Source organism: Chitinophaga polysaccharea (assembly GCF_902150045.1).
Classification (GTDB): Bacteria; Bacteroidota; Bacteroidia; order Chitinophagales; family Chitinophagaceae; genus Chitinophaga; species Chitinophaga polysaccharea_A.
Genome location: NZ_CABFVU010000005.1, coordinates 66436 through 82958, shown reverse-complemented (window position 1 = coordinate 82958; position 16523 = coordinate 66436). Strand labels below are relative to the sequence as shown.

Sequence of the window (16523 nt, the reverse complement as noted above, 5' to 3'; positions counted from 1 at the left end):
AAGGCGGTCGCCAATACTCAGATCCGAAAAAATAAAAAGATTTCCTGTAAAGTTATGATTCAAGCCTTCTCTTTATAATATCAATCAGCTCTTCTTTGGTAAGAAATTTCTGCAGGAAATCTTCCAGGGGGCCTTCATTGGTGATCTCCCTGAAAAAAACTTCGTGATCTGTACCAAACAGGGTTGGGTTCTGGGGGTTGGGATCAGATAAACAGATATAGTAGTTGTCGGGGAATCCATAGCTTTCAAAAACATGTACAAAGTCCGGCGAAGGGTCCTTGGTTATAGCTATTATTTCTTCCAGGTTTACCATTTCGCTATCGGTAAAATCTGGATACCATTCTTTATAATCTGCGGTTCCTTCTTTAAAAGGCGTAAAAAGTTGCCCGGTAAAAAACATCTGGCCAAGTCCTTCCCTGGTCATGCGGAAATAATGATCGGTTATTTTATTGAAGAAGGCTGGTTTATCGGTTTTAAACAGTTCTTCATGCTGGTTTATAAAATCGTCGATGCCATAAACAGGCTCCGCATCCTCCGCTGTTTGCCATGGCGTGTCTTTGGGAGCAGGATACAAAACGGTATCAAATGTGATTGCCTGCAGATCTTCCGCCAGCGAACGACCGGTCACCTGGTCAGTATTTCCTCCCAATTGCTTTATTCTGTTTAATATTTCCTGTTTCATAATTTTTTCCGGAAGATGTTAACGGGTTACTCTTTTCAGTTCTTTAATATTTTGATTACCCCATTCAATTATCGTCATTACTACCGGTAAAAGCGATGAGCCGAATGCTGTCAGCCGGTATTCCACTCTGGCCACGGCTTCATCATACACCGTTTTGCTGATAATTTCATGCTTCACAAGTTGATTCAGCTGTACATCCAATACTCTCCTGCCGGCCTGGGGAATTTTCCGTTGCAGCTCACCGGGGCGACTCACACCATTGGCAATATAATAAATCAGGGTAATCTTCCAGCGCCCGTATAATATTTCCCGGACATATTCATGTCCGCATTCCAGTATCGGTATTTTTCGTTGGTATGTCATAAAAATAAATCAAAGATAGATGATCAGGCCAGGATGAAAGGTACGGATAAATTTATCCGTACTTGTTGATGTACCCGTTACTGTTGAATTTTGTGCAGACAAAAAAACGGGATATGAAATATAAGATCTTTGGCGCCAACAGCGGGCTGTATGCCAGTGAGCTCATTCTGGGAGGCGCTATGTTTGGCGCTACCGGTTACGGAGCCGGTAAGGAAGAAGCAAAAAGCATCCTGGCTTGCTATGCGGATGCAGGGGGAAATTTTATTGATACTGCAGATGTGTACAAATACGGCGCATCTGAAGAGGTAATTGGTGAATTTATCGCCGCTAACCGGAACGACTTTATCATCTCCTCAAAATTTACCAGGAGCGCAAGTGCGGCGCCTGCCATTACTGCACTGGGCAATAACCGAAAGGCCATGATCCGGTCGGCGGAAGATAGCCTGAGGCGGCTGAAAACGGACAGGATCGATATTTACATCGCACATTTCGACGACAATATTACACCTGCAGAAGAACTGGTGCGCGGGTTCGACGATCTGCTGCGGGCCGGCAAGATCCTGTATGCCGGACTGTCTAACTTCCCTGCATGGAAAGTGGCTACTGCTGTTACCATTGCCAACACCCACTTAAAAGCGCCGGTAATAGCATTGCAAACAGAATACAGTCTTGTGCAGCGCGTACCAGAAAAAGAATTGCTGCCTATGGCAAATAACTTTGGGCTTGGTGTGATGGCTTACTCGCCCCTGGCCGGCGGACTGTTAACCGGTAAATACCGGAATAATGAAGCCGGCCGGATCACGCTTACGAAAAATGATACGCTGATACAAAATCAACGCAACAATGCCATACTGGACACCATCATTACCATTGCCAATGAAACCGGCAGCACTCCTGCCAATGTAGCCGTGGCATGGATTTGCTCCAAAGGTATCTTTCCGGTGATTGGCCCCAGAACAAAAGCGCAGCTCGATGAGTATCTTGCTTCGCAACAGCTTCATCTCACAAAAGAACAAATAGCGTTGCTGGACCAGGCAAGTGAAATTCCTCTGGAGTACCCACATGACCTTACCAAAACGCAGCGTGAATTAATGATGCAGCACTTAATGCAATAAAACGTATTTTCTTAAAATGAGAAAAGGCCGCCTCATACAATGAGACAGCCTTTTCTTTATTTAATCCTGTTTGTTAATAAGCATTTTTAACCGTTAAAGTGTAGGTGCCCGGCGCCCCTGGAATACCACCGCCGACCACCGTTGATTTAACCAACGTTACCGGGTTGCTGATATTGATATGGTATTGACCGTTGGCGTCTATTGTTACATCAGCAGTACCACCAGAAGTGGCGGTTGCTGAATAATCTACAGCGCCGGTGGCCACCGCGGTGCCCACTGTACAGGAAAGCATCATATAGCGGGCGGTTGGATGGGCGGCCAACACTTCAGTTGAAGTTAACGTATATGTTCCTGCTCCTAAAGCCTTATTAAAAACAGCAGTTAAGGCGCTGCCGGAATAGGCCCCATGATTACCTCCATTACCTGAAGTGGTAACTGCTATCCCTACAGTGCTGCCAGCAACATTCTGGGCAGAGGCTCCCCGCGTGTAGGTATAGTTGCCCAGCTTCCAGGTGGATTCACCGGCAGGTGGTTCAGGCGTTGGATCATCGTTCTTACCTCCACAGGAAAACAACATCACGGAAAAAGATAGCAGAGTGATGAACGTAAGTGTTTTTTTCATTCTATTCATTTTTATTCGTTGGGATAAAAATAGTCAAAGAATATACCTTGTTCACGCCTGCTGTTAAAAATACTGGTTTACGGATGACCGGCATACCTGGAAACAGGGAATACAAATAAAAATCTGTTATCTTCTCTTCCTTCTCACCAGCATCAGTGTTACGCCGGCTACAATCAATCCGGGGAGCAACCCTGCGAGCCCTATTTTCAAATAATTCACACCAGTTGCACTAATACGCAGTTCTTATCGGTTACCGTTCTCTGTAAAATAGTACCCGGTTCAATGCTCAGGCCCAGGCCGGCCAGCAGCGGTTGATGTACTTCCTCCTGGAAGGCTCCCCGGCAATAAGTACATTACCTCCGTTATTAATAAACGTATTCGCCTGCGCCAGTTGTTCCGGTAGATAAGGCATTCCGGGATCAGCGATCACCAGCACAGCAATATCTGAAGGAATACTCCGCCATGCACCTATACGTAAATTTCAGTATTATGGGTTTTTATTGTCTATCAGACACGGGTTAGTATTATTTATCATTAGTTCACCAGGAAATAAAATGTTATTTTACTATAAATAAACATTATGAGTGAAGAAGTATATAAAATAGCCGGCAACGATGCGGCCAACTATGAGGAACACCTGGGCCCTCTCGTTTTTGAACCTGCGGCACAGGCGTTACTGTCTCACATCACCGCATTCCCGGTGCATACTATCCTGGAAACAGCCTCCGGGACCGGCAGGCTCACCAAACATCTCCGGAGAAGCTTTCCGGCAGCAGAAAGTCTTGTTGCCACAGACATCAACCCTGATATGCTGGAAATAGCGCAGCAGCAATTGAATGATCCGTCCATTACCTTCCAGCTGGCCGATGCGCAGCAATTGCCTTTCGGTGATCAGTTGTTTGACCTGGTGGTAAACCAGTTCGGGTTGATGTTCCTTCCGGATAAAGAAGCCGGTTTGAAAGAAGCGGCGCGTGTATTAAAACCCGGCGGGCACTTTGTGTTCACCACCTGGGATAAGATCCCCAGTATGCCGTTGTTTAAACTGCTGATTGAAGATATGATCCTGCCCTTGTTTAAAGATGAAGATACAACACGCTTTCACACTCCATTTGCCTTACACGATCCTCAGCTGTTAAACACTTACCTGGAGCAGGCAGGTTTCAGGAATCACAAGGTAGTGTTCCTGAAGTTTAACGGGCGTGCTGATTCGCCCAAACATATTGTAAACAGTTACTTCCTGCAACATCCGCTAGGCAGGCAGGTAAAAGAAAAGGCGCCGTGGGCATTTGATAAGGTAGCAAAAGAGCTGGAGCAGCGGCTTACTAAGGAATTTGGCGCGGGGGCGTTTGAGTTTGAGCTGAGGGCGCTGGCGGGGATTGGAAGGAGGTAGATATATTTTCACTCCAATATCCTCATCCTATACGCATTCATCGCCGTGTTCCCCAACTTCGTTACCAAACGGTAATTCACTACCACTCCCACTACCGCTCCTACTACTGGCAGCAACTGCCCCATTTTCGCCAGGTCTATATGATCGCGGTACTCTATCTGGAATTGCTGCCAGTCGAAGCGGTGGATATCTTCCGGCAGCTGGCTGCTTTTTCTTTCCAGTCAACAATCTGCTCAAATACATTCCGGCGGTGTTCCTGGCTGCTGAAGGCCAGCTGGAAGATATGAAGAATATATAAGCGTTCCCTGTAATCATTTACATCAAAGCCATAAAAGGCGGCGATATCAAAAAGCAGTTTCAGTTTCATCGCCAGCAATATCGGGAAATCCGCCAGGCCCAACAGGATGCCGCCTGCACCGGTGATACCACCCTCGGCAGCTGCGGTTTTCCGGTACACATCTACGCGGCGAAGCACCGCTTCTTCCATATCATACAAAGACGCAAAAACAGGCTGCTCTGGTACTGTATAAGCAGCGCCAAACAACACCCCCCTTACCATTTGCTTGATGGTAACCGTAACCACGTCATGCACCTTCTGCGGAATAATGCGGTTGATACGTGATTGCACTGATTTCGACACCCGGTCGAATACCGATGGCCGGGCAAGCAGTTTATGCTGCCACAGCTCCAGTTCCACCTTCATTCGCTGTTCATATAACATGACGGGAAATTACACAAAATTAAGGGGCTTCTATCAATAGATCAGATCGGAATTGGCATTTATCAGCTTAACAGCGTCCAGGAAAGATACCGCAATAAAAAAATATTCTCCACCACCATATTTTTTAAAAACACCGGGCTGGCTCTTAACAAATCCAATGGTATGGCTATGGATTAAAAAATCAGAAAACCCGATAAAGCTGCTATCATCAGAACTGATATACTCTTCAAGTATTCTTTCAAGCGGCCAGATTGAAAACATATTTTCTCTCCAGTCGCAATCAGCAAAACCATTTATCTCCATATATAATTTTCTGAATCCTGCGGGAAATCCAAAGCCTATACTGGCTTCCACGGCTGAAATCAAATCAGGAGAGGCACCGGGGTTCAACCGGATCTTTTCATGCTTCCATTGCCTGCATATTTCAATAATGCTGTTTTCCATACTGCTAATATAATGTGAACCTCATTCCCTCAACCCGGATATTTTCACTAATGTTATTTTGACTTTTGCTCACCGGATTTTGCCTGAAGCTTAGTAAATCAGGGACACCTGCTTAATTTAATTTCAGATAGACCTGTAACTGGCGGCTATTAAAAGTGACAATGACAAAATAAACAGCACACATCAGCCCAATCGTTATGAAAGGAGGAACCGAAGCAAGGCTTCTATTCCAGCAATTTCCGCCTGGAAGTAGCCCGATCCCCGGAAGAACTGTGTGCCTTTAAGGTAACCGGTAGTTTTACCACTCCTTCTAATAAACGACTACCATTTACGATGTGGTCCGGAGCGGCGGGCCGGCCCCCCAAAGCGGGGCAAGAGGTAGTGAAAGGAAAGGATTTAATTACTGGCTGCCCCAGTAAAACGAATGAGGTGATGAGAGAAGATAAAATCATAAAGCCGCTTTCCAGCGGCTTTTATTTCTCACACAATTTAACTGATTATCAAAACGTACCCATTCCACGACGGTTTCCTGGCCGACAGTAAAAATATTTGGCAACAATTTGTCCAAATACCGGTTATCGATTGTTATATTATATACAACATACTCACATCTCAGTATGAAAAAAACAAATAATACAACTGCCGCGGCTACCATTCCCGCTGATACCAGCGCCGGAGAAATGAATAACCGTATCAGCTTACTGGAAGCAGAACGCCGTATACTCCTGGAACTGGGAAACGAAATTACCAAGGCCCGGAAAAAAAACGACCTGATCACTATCTTTTCCTCCAAGATCAGGGAAATGTTCCCGTTTTCCCATACCATCGTTACGCTTATAGACCATGAAGCAGGCACCTACACCCCCTTCCTGCTGGACCCCGAATCATCTCCCATCCAGGGCCACGAGCTATACCCCACGCTGGTGGAAGCCCGGTTCCCCCTGTATGAGCCCTTTATCCAGAAAGTGCTGACAAACGGGGAACCTACCCTTTATAAAATGGAAGACATTGTAGATGCTCCCGGAAGCCCGGTATTCCTGAAAGTGAATTATGAAGCGGGTATCAGGGTACTTTTAATGACGCCGCTGAAAGACAATGACCAGGTGATCGGCTTCCTGCACATCTACACAAAAGATCCTGCCGGGTTCACCGCAGAATTTATAAATATCATTGCCAGCATCGCTCCGCAGATCTCCAGCGCCGTGGCAAATATCAGGAATAACGAAGCGATGAGCCATGCCGAATCCATCAACGAAGTGCTGCTGGCGCTGAGTAACGAAATGGTGAAGGCGAGAGACCGGCAGCAGCTCCTCAAAGTGATCAGTTCAGGGCTCAGGGACATCGTTCCTTTTTCCGGCAGTATGATCACCATCATGAATGAAAAGGAAGAATATTATAAAGCCTGCCTGATCGATACAGAATTGAAGCTGAGAGAACTTACAGATACCGGTAACGCCCTCCGCCTGAGCTCCCCCGCCGAAGACGGGATCTACGACGTAGCCTCCCTGTACTACAAGCCCCTGGTTTTTGACATGCAATCATTTGAACCGGGAAATACCCCGCTTTGGTTCAGGCTGCATTATGAAGCCGGCGCCCGTGAGATGATAGTAAAGATCCTGGGCACCAACGGTCCTTCACAATACAGCCTGATGCTGTTCGCCAACCAGGCAGGTACCTTTAACACGGAAGCCGTTAATATCGTGAACCGTATTTCCAGCCAGCTGTTTGCCGCCGTGAGCAATATTTCCGCCAATGAGGAGATCCTGAAAAGGGAAAATGAAAAATCATTCCTGCTGGATTTCAGCAATGATATAGCTGCGGTAAGAAGCAAGAACGACCTGGCCGGAGCCGTACGCAAAAGCCTTAAAAAACTGGATACACTGAAGGGTTATGTGATCCGCAGGATCAATGAAGACCAGCTTACCTCTACTACTTATATTTATGATGAAAGTATGGTAACGGTGGAAGATGAACTGGTACAGGAGATGCTTACCGCAAAGTTGCCTGTCAACGACGGGCTTCAGAACAGGGTACTGAACAGCAGCATTCCCCTGTTCTTCAGCGTGAATACTGAGATCAGCCGCGGCAACCAAACGGCGCCTTACCTCGCGCTCTGGAAAAAAACAGGATTTAAAACCGTTATCGGCACTCCCCTCCGTACCGGAGATGTAACCCTCGGCATTTTGTGGCTTGGCCTCGAAGAAATAAATATGCCGCTGTTACAGGGCATATGCGCCCAGATCTCTATCGCCATGTATAACATCATTGCTAACGAGGAAATACTGCGCCGCGAAAGGGAACAAACCTTTCTCCTGGAATTCAGCCGCGACATTGCCGCACTGCGCTCAAAAGAAGACCTGCAACACGCTATATCAAATGTGCTGAAGAACGTATTGAACATTAAACTTGCCATCATCCGGGTGATAGAAGACGACGGTGTTACTCTCAGTCCCTACATGGTAGATGAAAGCATGTTTGAAAACGGGAACACCGGGTTCAGGGAAGTGGCCTCGCGGAATATAGACATACATGATGTATTAAACGCCCGGGTACTTAAAAACGACGGACCTGTTATTTTTAATGTGGAAGAAGAAATAGCAAACGGTAATAATAACCCCGTAGTGGTATTCTGGAAAAACACAGGGCTGAAAAGCGCTTTCGGAGCGCCATTGCGCGCGGGCAATACCAACCTCGGCACACTCTGGCTGCTGATGGATGAAGTAAACCTTACCATCCTGAAAGGTATCTGCGCACAGATCTCCATTGCTATCTCCAACATCCGCGCAAGTGAAAAAATACTGGCTTACAAACAAAAACTGGAAAATGAAAACGACTACCTGAGAGAGCAGATCAAAACCATCTATAATTTTTCCGAGATAGTAGGCAATGGTACTGAAATGCAGAAAGTATACCGGCTGATAACCCAGGTGGCAGCATCTTCCTCCACTGTGCTCCTGCTTGGCGAAACCGGCACAGGTAAGGAACTGATTGCACGCGCCATACACAACGCCTCTCCCCGTAAAAGCAAGTTAATGGTAAAAGTAAACTGCGCCGCCCTGCCTCCGCATCTCATCGAAAGCGAATTGTTCGGGCATGAAAAAGGCGCGTTCACCGGTGCTATTGACAGGCGCATAGGCAAATTTGAACTGGCCAATAACAGTACCCTTTTCCTGGATGAAATTGGCGAGATGCCACCGGAGCTACAGGTAAAATTATTACGCGTGCTCCAGGAACGCGAGCTGGAAAGAGTGGGCGGAAAAAATACAATCAAGATAGATGTGCGCATTATTGCAGCCACCAACCGTAACCTGGAAGCAGAGGTACAGGCAGGGCGCTTCAGATCCGATCTTTACTACCGCTTAAATGTATTCCCTATTCACCTGCCTCCGCTCCGCGACAGGCTGGAAGATATTGAACCGCTCGCCAATGCATTTATTGCCAAGTTCAGTAAGAACATCGGGAAAAAAGTAACAGGTATATCGGCCAAAGTACTAAAACAGTTAAAAAGCTACGACTGGCCCGGTAATGTGCGTGAACTGGAACACCAGATCGAAAGAGGTATACTGCTCAGTGAAGACGATACACTCAAAGAAATACATCTGCCCCAGCGGGGGCACAACGGGCAGGACGGACAGGCCCCACCCGTTTCAGCAAGAACACTGGAACAGATAGAACGAACCCATATTATAGAAGTACTGAAACGGTGCAGCGGGAAAATCTCCGGCGTGGGAGGCGCCGCCGAAATACTTGAGATCCCCGGCACCACCTTACATTCCAAAATGAAAAAACTGAAGATCTCAAAAGCAGATTACTTTATCAGTTAAGCAGGGATAAATAAAAAAAGGCCGGAGCACATTTCGCTGTTCCGGCCTTTTTTATGCATCCGCCAATAATACACGGTATTTCGTGAAACCCGGGCCAATCCGCTGTATTACGTGAAATAAAAAAACATGAATTCATCTTAACAAAGTGATTAGCATACAATTACACGGATGGCACTTCACTTGCCTGTTAACCTGCAAAGAAGAAGACCAGTAAAGCGATTAAAAACTTATTTAACCACCGCCTGCACGCAGGCACTATAACATGCAAGACCATGAAAATTGTAGTTATCGGCGGGACCGGCCTTATCGGGTCCAAAACAGTAGAAAAGCTACGCCTCCTGGGCCATGAAGTGATTGCCGCTTCCCCTGCATCCGGTGTAAACACTATCACCGGTGAAGGATTGGCCGAAGTTTTAACAGGCGCCCACATTGTGATAGACGTAGCCAATTCCCCTTCTTTTGAAGACAAAGCCGTGATGGAATTTTTCCGGACTTCCGGCCACAACCTGCTTACAGCAGCTGCCAACGCCGGTGTTAAACACCATGTTGCCTTATCAGTAGTAGGAACCGACCGCCTGCAGGAAAGCGGTTATTTCCGCGCCAAAGCAGCACAGGAAGAGCTGATCAGGAAATCAGGCATCCCTTATTCTATTGTTCATTCCACGCAGTTCTTTGAGTTCCTGGGCGGTATTGTAAAATCGGCAGCGCAGCAGGAAGCCATTCATTTATCACCCGCGCCAATACAGCCTATCGCATCGGACGATGTGGCGGCAGCTGTTGCAGACGTTGCACTTGGAACGCCGGTGAATGGAATAGTTGAAATTGCCGGCCCTGAAAAGTTCCCCCTCTCCGCCCTTGTAACAGATTATTTAAAAGCAACCAACGATCCACGCACCGTAATTACTGATCCCGAAGCCAGGTACTTCGGCGCGATGCTTAATGAACAGTCGCTGGTACCCGGCGCCAATGCACGTTTAGGTTCCATCAATTTCAAAACATGGTTTGCCGCTCAGTCTGTAAAAGCATAAGGCGGCAAGCCAGGGAGCGTCCCGGCAGCAATATGATCATCTTTCAAAAAATAAAAACAATATGCAAGAATTCCTTTTAGTGATCCACAGGGATCTTACCAGTGATAACCCGGTGCCTACGCCCGAACAAATGAAAGAGGCGCTTAAACCTTACCAGGAATGGGTAGCGGGAATTGCTGCCGAAAACAGGCTGGTGGCGCCTCCCAAACGCTGGGATGCCGATGGCAGGGTGATCAGGTTTGAAAAAACGAAGGAGCAGGTACACAATGGCCCCTATGCGGAAGGCAAAGCATCTATAGGCGGCCTGTTCCTGATCCGCGCAAAAGATTATGATGATGCTGTAGAGGTGGCAAAAGGCTGCCCTATTATCCGGTATGGCGCCATAGTTGAAGTACGTATGGCCGTACCTGTAGCCTAAATACAGAAATGAAACTGCACGTTAAAGCCCTTGCGATATCGCAAGGGCTTTAATATCTCCGGTAATTAATTACAAAAGACTTTTGATATAGAATACAACCGGCATCGATGCAAAGGCCAGCGGGATAATCACCGCAAAAAGCCATATACCGGTAGATCGTATGACGGGCGTATATCTTTGATGTACCAGTCCTGCGGTCCGGAAGGCGCTTTGAAAGCCGTGGTACAGGTGATAGGAAACTGCCACCATAGCCACCAGGTAAAGCAGTACATACCAGAGCAGGCTAAAGCTGTGCGTCACTATCACATACAGGTCTTTTACCCTTACTATTTCGGTATTGCCTTCTGTTGTTACCGCGTACTCAAAATCAGGTGAAGCCGGCACATATACAGAAGACGTTAGTTTACCGGTTAGCAGCTCTTTCCGGTACTCGCGGTAAGTGCCTTCTGTAAATTTATATCTTCCCCAGAAATTACTCATATGGATCACAAGGAACAGGAAAATAATACTGCCCAGCAGGCCCATGTTCAGGGATGCCCAACGCACCGGCGTTCTGGGCGCCACCGCATATTTCACCGGTCGTGCTTTCCGGTTTTTCAATGTTAATGTTAATGCGTAAAACGCGTGTACAAGTATAGAAATGTACAGCGTATAGGCGGCTATTTCCACCGGTGGGAAATGCGTCATAAAGTGCGCATAAATATTAAATGTGTAACCCTCATCCCCGGCAAACAACGTGAGGTTGCCGCCCAGGTGTACAATAAGGAACAGGCAGAGGAACAGACCAGTCATAGACATGATGAGTTTTCTGCCCACTGAGGAGCGGAAAAATTGTTTGAAGTTAAGCATGATAGTAATTCTTTTGATTAATTATTCAGCCTGTGTTTTATTTGCCCGATGTTTTTTTCTATCAGGGCGATGTCTGCGGGAGTAGTAGCCATCTTCAATGCGGTTTCATAGTGCTGCACCGCCTTCTTGTCGTCAATATCTGTATAAAGATTACCTAACAATGCGTAATAAAAATAGTTATCTGTCAGTTGCAGTCTTTCCGCCGCGGTGATAGCCTCCTGTTTGCTTCTTGCTTTGGCAATGGCATAGGTCCGGTTCAATGCGGCAATGGGTGAATACTCCAATATCAGTAGCTGGTTATACAGGTCCAGGATATTATTCCACTTTTCGCTGGAATCTTCCTTGTGCGTATGCCACCAGGCGATAGCCGCTTCCAGGTGATACCTCGTTAACGCGGAACTGTTGCCGGCCTGGTTCAGATAATATTCTCCCCTTTCGATCAGCTCCCGGTTCCAGCGTGTTTCGTCCTGTTCCTGGTAAAGGATCATTTCCCCTGTGTCATTTACCCGCGCATCAAAACGGGAAGCATGAAAACACATCAGGGCCAGTAATGCGTTCACAGCCGGCTGGTTGGTTTGCGGCTGCTCTATCAGCAGGTAGTTGAGCCGCATAGCTTCCACGCACAAGTCTTTACGCAATACAGTATTATGGGAAGTGGAGTAATAGCCTTCGGAAAAAAGAAGATATAAAGTTTTCAGTACGGTCTCCAGCCGGTCGTTTATCTCTGTAAATGTGAGCTGCCGGATTTTTATACCTGCTTCTTTCAGTTTCTCTTTTGCCCTGCTGAGCCGTTTATAAATAACTGTTTTTGTAGTGAGATAGGCATCCGCTATTTCCTGTGTACCAAACCCGCAGAGCAGGTTCAGTGCAAGGGCCACCTGCGATTCAGCAGGAATGACCGGATGACATACCGCAAAGATCATGGCCAGCTGGCTGTCTGTAATATTGCGGGCGGAAAGATCTATTTCTATTTCTATTTCTTCTCCCTCCGGGAGATTATACCGGAGGTCCGACAATAATTTCTGCTGAAAGAAGGTGTTTCTCTTCAACCAGTTCTTCGTTTTATTCTTGGCCACCGCATATAGCCAGGCGGTTGGATTTTCGGGCAATCCTTTCGCGCTCCACGATTCAGTGGCAGCCAGGAAAGTATCGCTTACAATATCTTCCGCCTGTTCTATATGCTCGATGCCAAAAAGGGAGCCTAACACCGACACCATTTTCTGATACTCCGTTCTGAATAAGTGCGGTAATAATTCTTTCCCATCCATGCTACAAATAATAATGCTGTTACAAAAGTAAGAAAGGCATTCTTATTTGTTGCTGTGTTATCCTACTGCCATACGTATCTCTACCGTTCCTCCAAGTTCCAGGATGGGCGCTTCACCGGCTATTTTCACCGCTTCGTCATAGCTCTCTGCCCTGATCACAATAAACCCTCCGATAGATTCCTTGATCTCCGCATAAGGGCCATCCGTTACGCTCTTGTCGTGCTTCACTACCTTTCCTGCTCCTTCCCACGGCTGGAGCGGCCTTGCAAGCACGTCGCGCGCCTTCAGATCATCAAACCATTCCCTCCACCTGCTCAGATGCGCCTGCAGTTCTTCCGGTGATGGCTGCACTTCCTTTGTTTTGTAGTCTCTGCGGAATACCAATAAGAAATCATTCATATATCATGGGTTTTAATGTGCCTTGGCGATGCTTCACCCGAACTGTCCTACCTGGTAAGTACCAACAAAGGCAGGCGTGGTGAAAGCAATGTTAAAACGGTTCCAGGTATTGATGGTGGTAACAGCCAGCGTCAGGTCTACCAGTTCCTCATCAGTGAATTGCTCTTTTACCCTGGTATACACTTCATCCGGTACATGGCAGCTGGTTACCGCCTCCGCCCACGCCAGCGCGGCTCTTTCCCTGGTGGTAAAAAACGGCGTTTCCCTCCATGCGCTTAAAGCATATAAACGCTGCTCTGTTTCACCATGGGCGCGGGCGTCTTTTCCATGCATGTCAAGACAATAAGCGCAGCCATTGATCTGCGATACCCGGAAGGAAACCAGTTCCTGTAATTTCTCCTCTATAGAGGATTTTTTCAGATACGCACCGGTATGAAAAAGTGTTTTCACCGCTCCCGGTCCTTTTTCCTGAAAGTTAATTCTTTGTTCCATTTTACTTTATTTGATTTATTGGTTTATTACCTTAATAACAACTGACTTTCCCGGATTAGACAAATTCCAGGATCTTTTTTCAGAGATGAATATTAAACAAGGATATCATTCTGCGGAGCTACAGGAACCGGCAGCTCAGTTTCGCCCAGCATCTCCCGGAGATCTATTTCAATGGCCCTGCAGATCTGCGATATAGGCACATCATTGGCGCTCCCTTCAAACGGGTATTCCGTGCTTTCCCCTACCTGCTCCAGGGAGGTATACATCCAGGATACGATCACGCAAAAAGGGATCAGCAGCCAGATCATATGTCCTTTCATCAGCCCTGTTACCGCGGCATTCAGTTGGTCAAACTCCTGCAGCAAACCATATGGCAGCAGGAAACAGAACATACTCACAAAAATGGTATTGACGATCGAGTACTGCCGCGGGTAGGGCGTATCTTTGAGCGATTCACATAGTCCCTGCTGCGTAATGAAGCCATTAATAGTACGTTGCAGCTCCGCATATTGAGCCACTACTATCTCCTGCTTTTCATATACTGCTTTAAGCGCCTGGCTTTGCAGGGCCAGTAACTGGATTCCCTGGCTGCGTGTTCCTGCAATGTAAGACCACTCTTCTGCCGTTATATATTTCAGGATCTCGTCTTTGGAAGCATGCTTCCGCTCCGGGATGGTGTAATAACGCTGGTACTCCGCATTGTAACGGGCATCCGCCACTTCCCATACGCGGCCTTCGCGCATCTGGTAACGCAATACCGTAAGCCACGCCAAATGGCGATACACCAGCAGGCGGACAAATTCCCCGTCCTTAAAGTAATCACGGCACAACATTCCCCAGCTGATACTGAGGTTACGGATGTTGGTCCATACATCATGGCCATTACCGGTACGGTTATACGTTTGTGTGTTTTTAAACCCTACTATAAAGGCGGTAGCCGTGCCCAACAGCGCCACCACTACCCAGGGAACCACCAGCCACTTTATTCCCACGAGCTGGTAAAGTACCACCGGTATGGTGTCCAGTATGATCAGTGTATAAATCCTTCTCCTTGTCCAGAAGAGAAAATCAACCAGCTTATATGATTTACCTATATGCATGTACCTTTCATTAAGAAACCTGTGGATTTACTTCTCCTTCTTCCGGGTCATCTTCCCTGATAAGATCATCCAGGAACTCGCCCCCCTGGTAGGTATCCTTTTCATGAGTGGGTTCCAGGGCTGTTTGCACCGTGATAACCGGCGCCTTTACATCGTCGCGAGAAAAGAACCGCTGCAGGATCTGAGGAAGAGCTTTCATGTTGTTTGTTTTTTGTGATAACGCAACACTATTATTGCACCATGGGATTTACAACCCTTGTGCCACCAGGTTAACACATTTCAAATCAATCATTTAATAAAAAGCGCCGGTATATCGTATCACGATATATCGCCAGTAAACGGATTTTACGCGGTATTTAGTGAGGTTTATGTGGGCGGGGTTACTAAAAGTACACGCTGTGTTGCAGAACCTGCGGCACGGCGTGTACGTTATTAATTTATGATAATGCTATCCTCAAAACTCTTCCCAGCCGCCATTCTGCGGATCATATTTTTCAAATTCCCCGCTATCTGTAAATTCAGAGGCGGCCATCCCTGCTTCAAAAATATTCTCTTCGCCCCAGCCTGCGGTGAAATATAATCCCCTGCCGGTGAGCAATGCACTGATGCCATATTCCGCATGCCTGAACGTTAGCCCGTTCTTATCTTCTCTCTCCAATATATAATCATAATTTATTAACCTCTCTTTTAGCTGTTGAACCTGTTCCTTACTGAAGGGCACAAGGTTATCTTTATTGTCGAAGAAATTCTTGTCGCCGGACTGTTGTTCCTTCGCTTTGGTTTCGGTGCTGTATAATTGTATATCGTAGCTCATATTGGTTACGTTTAATTGTTTCTGTTTAAAAATAACATAAGAGGAAGGTAACAATTTTATTCATGATATATGTCCGGATATTTTATCTTTAAAAGATAAATAACAGACAGTTATTCATGATAATTTAACACTTAAAGTTTAATGAAAAAATACCTGGTACTGGCAGCGGGCATTATTGCCTGCCATACTCCCGCTAAAGAAAAGCTCCACACGATAGATTATGTTACAGTAGGTAAAATGATGGATACTATCAAGCCGCCTTACATTATTGACCTGGCTAATAAAGATAAACGGCTGGTATTTATTGGCTGTGACCACAACAGGGATTCTACCCATCCGCAATTTAAGGCGATAGAACAATACTTTAATGACCTGAAACCCGGGATCACCTTTAATGAAGGAGGACAGATGCCGGACAGCACACACTTTTCATCATTGAATGACGCGGCTTCGCGGAGAGGGGAACCGGGCTGCCTGAAATACCTGAGCGATAAAGCAGGCATCCGGATGATGAACGGTGATACAGAGGATAGTGTTGAATTTTCCATCACCCTGAAAAGATACCCGCAGGACCAGCTGTTGCTTTACTATATAATGGAACGCCTGGTAATCCCTTACCTGTATGGCGCCTACGGCAATGAGCCTTTTGAAACAGTTTACAATAAAGCCATTGAGGACTGGTTTGTAAAAGAAGGCTTCCCGGTAACCGCCCAGCAAAAATCATTCGGGGGTTTTAAACAGTTATACCAGCAATACACCGGAGTGCCGTTTGAGGCTAAACTCACACCGGAGATAGAAAAATTTGATTACATCAACGGGGGCGACTGCAGGTTCTGCGCCATAGGCCGTACCTCGAAAATGGTGAGGGACAGTATACTGCTCGACAAAATAGACCATGCACTGGATAAATACAACCGCGTAATGGTTACCTTCGGGCATGGGCACGCCCTGGCGCTGAAACCTGCATTGCAACAAATAATGGACAGAAAATAAT

19 protein-coding genes are annotated in these 16523 nt (G+C 46.7%); 6 read left to right on the top strand and 13 right to left on the bottom strand.

Translation table 11 applies throughout. From position 1 onward, the window contains the following. Positions 1-52: 52 nt before the first annotated feature. Together FN124_RS28400 and FN124_RS28395 are read right to left on the bottom strand one after the other, a co-directional pair. Positions 53-682 carry a hypothetical protein gene (locus FN124_RS28400; protein ID WP_142688182.1) on the bottom strand — a complete coding sequence of 210 codons (630 nt, stop codon included), beginning with the start codon at positions 680-682 and terminating at the stop codon, positions 53-55. 18 nt (positions 683-700) lie between these two features. After that, positions 701-1045: a winged helix-turn-helix transcriptional regulator gene (locus FN124_RS28395; RefSeq protein WP_142688181.1), complete on the bottom strand. Its 345-nt coding sequence runs from the start codon at positions 1043-1045 to the stop codon at positions 701-703. Between the two features lie 113 nt (positions 1046-1158). Between FN124_RS28395 and FN124_RS28390 the strand changes: the two genes are divergently transcribed. Beyond that, positions 1159-2160, top strand: coding sequence for an aldo/keto reductase (locus tag FN124_RS28390; protein ID WP_142688180.1), 1002 nt, complete (start codon positions 1159-1161; stop codon positions 2158-2160). 73 nt (positions 2161-2233) lie between these two features. Here FN124_RS28390 and FN124_RS28385 read toward each other — a convergent pair whose 3' ends face one another. After that, positions 2234-2782 (bottom strand): hypothetical protein, encoded by a 549-nt coding sequence (locus tag FN124_RS28385; protein WP_142688179.1) that lies wholly within the window; start codon positions 2780-2782, stop codon positions 2234-2236. 580 nt (positions 2783-3362) lie between these two features. On the opposite strand from FN124_RS28385, the gene FN124_RS28375 reads away from it, so the two are divergent. Beyond that, positions 3363-4172: a class I SAM-dependent methyltransferase gene (locus FN124_RS28375; RefSeq protein WP_142688178.1), complete on the top strand. Its 810-nt coding sequence runs from the start codon at positions 3363-3365 to the stop codon at positions 4170-4172. Positions 4173-4180: 8 nt separating this feature from the next. Here the strand turns inward: FN124_RS28375 and FN124_RS31590 are convergent, their stop codons facing one another. From FN124_RS31590 to FN124_RS28365, 3 genes are read right to left on the bottom strand one after another with little or no spacing between them, the layout of a single operon-like run. Next, positions 4181-4306: an EcsC family protein gene (locus tag FN124_RS31590; protein WP_260607622.1), complete on the bottom strand. Its 126-nt coding sequence runs from the start codon at positions 4304-4306 to the stop codon at positions 4181-4183. Positions 4307-4326: 20 nt separating this feature from the next. After that, on the bottom strand, positions 4327-4893 hold the full coding sequence (locus FN124_RS28370) for an EcsC family protein (protein WP_260607606.1): 567 nt from the start codon (positions 4891-4893) through the stop codon (positions 4327-4329). A 33-nt stretch (positions 4894-4926) separates the two neighbouring features. Beyond that, positions 4927-5337 carry an SMI1/KNR4 family protein gene (locus tag FN124_RS28365; RefSeq protein WP_142688177.1) on the bottom strand — a complete coding sequence of 137 codons (411 nt, stop codon included), beginning with the start codon at positions 5335-5337 and terminating at the stop codon, positions 4927-4929. Positions 5338-5954: 617 nt separating this feature from the next. On the opposite strand from FN124_RS28365, the gene FN124_RS31585 reads away from it, so the two are divergent. The 3 genes from FN124_RS31585 (at position 5955) to FN124_RS28350 (ending at position 10607) form a co-directional block, all read left to right on the top strand. Continuing rightward, complete coding sequence (locus FN124_RS31585; protein WP_260607605.1) at positions 5955-9161, top strand: sigma-54-dependent Fis family transcriptional regulator; 3207 nt, start codon at positions 5955-5957, stop codon at positions 9159-9161. 272 nt (positions 9162-9433) lie between these two features. Next, positions 9434-10189: an SDR family oxidoreductase gene (locus FN124_RS28355; RefSeq protein WP_142688176.1), complete on the top strand. Its 756-nt coding sequence runs from the start codon at positions 9434-9436 to the stop codon at positions 10187-10189. Positions 10190-10250: 61 nt separating this feature from the next. Beyond that, positions 10251-10607 carry a YciI family protein gene (locus FN124_RS28350; protein WP_142688175.1) on the top strand — a complete coding sequence of 119 codons (357 nt, stop codon included), beginning with the start codon at positions 10251-10253 and terminating at the stop codon, positions 10605-10607. A 69-nt stretch (positions 10608-10676) separates the two neighbouring features. Here the strand turns inward: FN124_RS28350 and FN124_RS28345 are convergent, their stop codons facing one another. From FN124_RS28345 to FN124_RS28315, 7 genes are all read right to left on the bottom strand, one after another. Then, entirely contained in the window at positions 10677-11456 is a 780-nt protein-coding gene (locus tag FN124_RS28345; protein ID WP_142688174.1) for a succinate dehydrogenase cytochrome b subunit, read from the bottom strand. A 17-nt stretch (positions 11457-11473) separates the two neighbouring features. After that, positions 11474-12724, bottom strand: coding sequence for an RNA polymerase sigma factor (locus tag FN124_RS28340; protein WP_142688173.1), 1251 nt, complete (start codon positions 12722-12724; stop codon positions 11474-11476). A gap of 57 nt (positions 12725-12781) precedes the next feature. Continuing rightward, positions 12782-13123: a YciI family protein gene (locus FN124_RS28335; protein WP_142688172.1), complete on the bottom strand. Its 342-nt coding sequence runs from the start codon at positions 13121-13123 to the stop codon at positions 12782-12784. 33 nt (positions 13124-13156) lie between these two features. Continuing rightward, positions 13157-13615, bottom strand: coding sequence for a carboxymuconolactone decarboxylase family protein (locus FN124_RS28330; RefSeq protein WP_142688171.1), 459 nt, complete (start codon positions 13613-13615; stop codon positions 13157-13159). A 92-nt stretch (positions 13616-13707) separates the two neighbouring features. Continuing rightward, positions 13708-14715, bottom strand: coding sequence for a bestrophin family protein (locus tag FN124_RS28325; RefSeq protein WP_142688170.1), 1008 nt, complete (start codon positions 14713-14715; stop codon positions 13708-13710). Positions 14716-14725: 10 nt separating this feature from the next. Next, positions 14726-14914, bottom strand: a complete 189-nt coding sequence (locus tag FN124_RS28320) for a hypothetical protein (RefSeq protein WP_142688169.1) — start codon at positions 14912-14914, stop codon at positions 14726-14728. A 255-nt stretch (positions 14915-15169) separates the two neighbouring features. Continuing rightward, positions 15170-15529, bottom strand: coding sequence for a hypothetical protein (locus FN124_RS28315; RefSeq protein WP_142688168.1), 360 nt, complete (start codon positions 15527-15529; stop codon positions 15170-15172). Between the two features lie 141 nt (positions 15530-15670). Here FN124_RS28315 and FN124_RS28310 point away from each other — a divergent pair, with 141 nt between their 5' ends. Continuing rightward, complete coding sequence (locus FN124_RS28310) at positions 15671-16522, top strand: hypothetical protein (protein WP_142688167.1); 852 nt, start codon at positions 15671-15673, stop codon at positions 16520-16522. The last annotated feature ends 1 nt before the right edge of the window (position 16523 follow it).

Bases quoted from the DNA above. Each gene is read 5' to 3' on its own strand.
- FN124_RS28365 (WP_142688177.1), bottom strand. From the start codon at position 5,337: ATGGAAAACAGCATTATTGAAATATGCAGGCAATGGAAGCATGAAAAG.
- FN124_RS28320 (WP_142688169.1), bottom strand. From the start codon at position 14,914: ATGAAAGCTCTTCCTCAGATCCTGCAGCGGTTCTTTTCTCGCGACGAT.
- FN124_RS28315 (WP_142688168.1), bottom strand. From the start codon at position 15,529: ATGAGCTACGATATACAATTATACAGCACCGAAACCAAAGCGAAGGAA.
- FN124_RS28375 (WP_142688178.1), top strand. From the start codon at position 3,363: ATGAGTGAAGAAGTATATAAAATAGCCGGCAACGATGCGGCCAACTAT.
- FN124_RS28330 (WP_142688171.1), bottom strand. From the start codon at position 13,615: ATGGAACAAAGAATTAACTTTCAGGAAAAAGGACCGGGAGCGGTGAAA.
- FN124_RS28310 (WP_142688167.1), top strand. From the start codon at position 15,671: ATGAAAAAATACCTGGTACTGGCAGCGGGCATTATTGCCTGCCATACT.
- FN124_RS28325 (WP_142688170.1), bottom strand. From the start codon at position 14,715: ATGCATATAGGTAAATCATATAAGCTGGTTGATTTTCTCTTCTGGACA.
- FN124_RS28345 (WP_142688174.1), bottom strand. From the start codon at position 11,456: ATGCTTAACTTCAAACAATTTTTCCGCTCCTCAGTGGGCAGAAAACTC.
- FN124_RS28390 (WP_142688180.1), top strand. From the start codon at position 1,159: ATGAAATATAAGATCTTTGGCGCCAACAGCGGGCTGTATGCCAGTGAG.
- FN124_RS28370 (WP_260607606.1), bottom strand. From the start codon at position 4,893: ATGTTATATGAACAGCGAATGAAGGTGGAACTGGAGCTGTGGCAGCAT.
- FN124_RS28385 (WP_142688179.1), bottom strand. From the start codon at position 2,782: ATGAAAAAAACACTTACGTTCATCACTCTGCTATCTTTTTCCGTGATG.
- FN124_RS31585 (WP_260607605.1), top strand. From the start codon at position 5,955: ATGAAAAAAACAAATAATACAACTGCCGCGGCTACCATTCCCGCTGAT.
- FN124_RS28355 (WP_142688176.1), top strand. From the start codon at position 9,434: ATGAAAATTGTAGTTATCGGCGGGACCGGCCTTATCGGGTCCAAAACA.
- FN124_RS28350 (WP_142688175.1), top strand. From the start codon at position 10,251: ATGCAAGAATTCCTTTTAGTGATCCACAGGGATCTTACCAGTGATAAC.
- FN124_RS28395 (WP_142688181.1), bottom strand. From the start codon at position 1,045: ATGACATACCAACGAAAAATACCGATACTGGAATGCGGACATGAATAT.
- FN124_RS28340 (WP_142688173.1), bottom strand. From the start codon at position 12,724: ATGGATGGGAAAGAATTATTACCGCACTTATTCAGAACGGAGTATCAG.
- FN124_RS28335 (WP_142688172.1), bottom strand. From the start codon at position 13,123: ATGAATGATTTCTTATTGGTATTCCGCAGAGACTACAAAACAAAGGAA.
- FN124_RS28400 (WP_142688182.1), bottom strand. From the start codon at position 682: ATGAAACAGGAAATATTAAACAGAATAAAGCAATTGGGAGGAAATACT.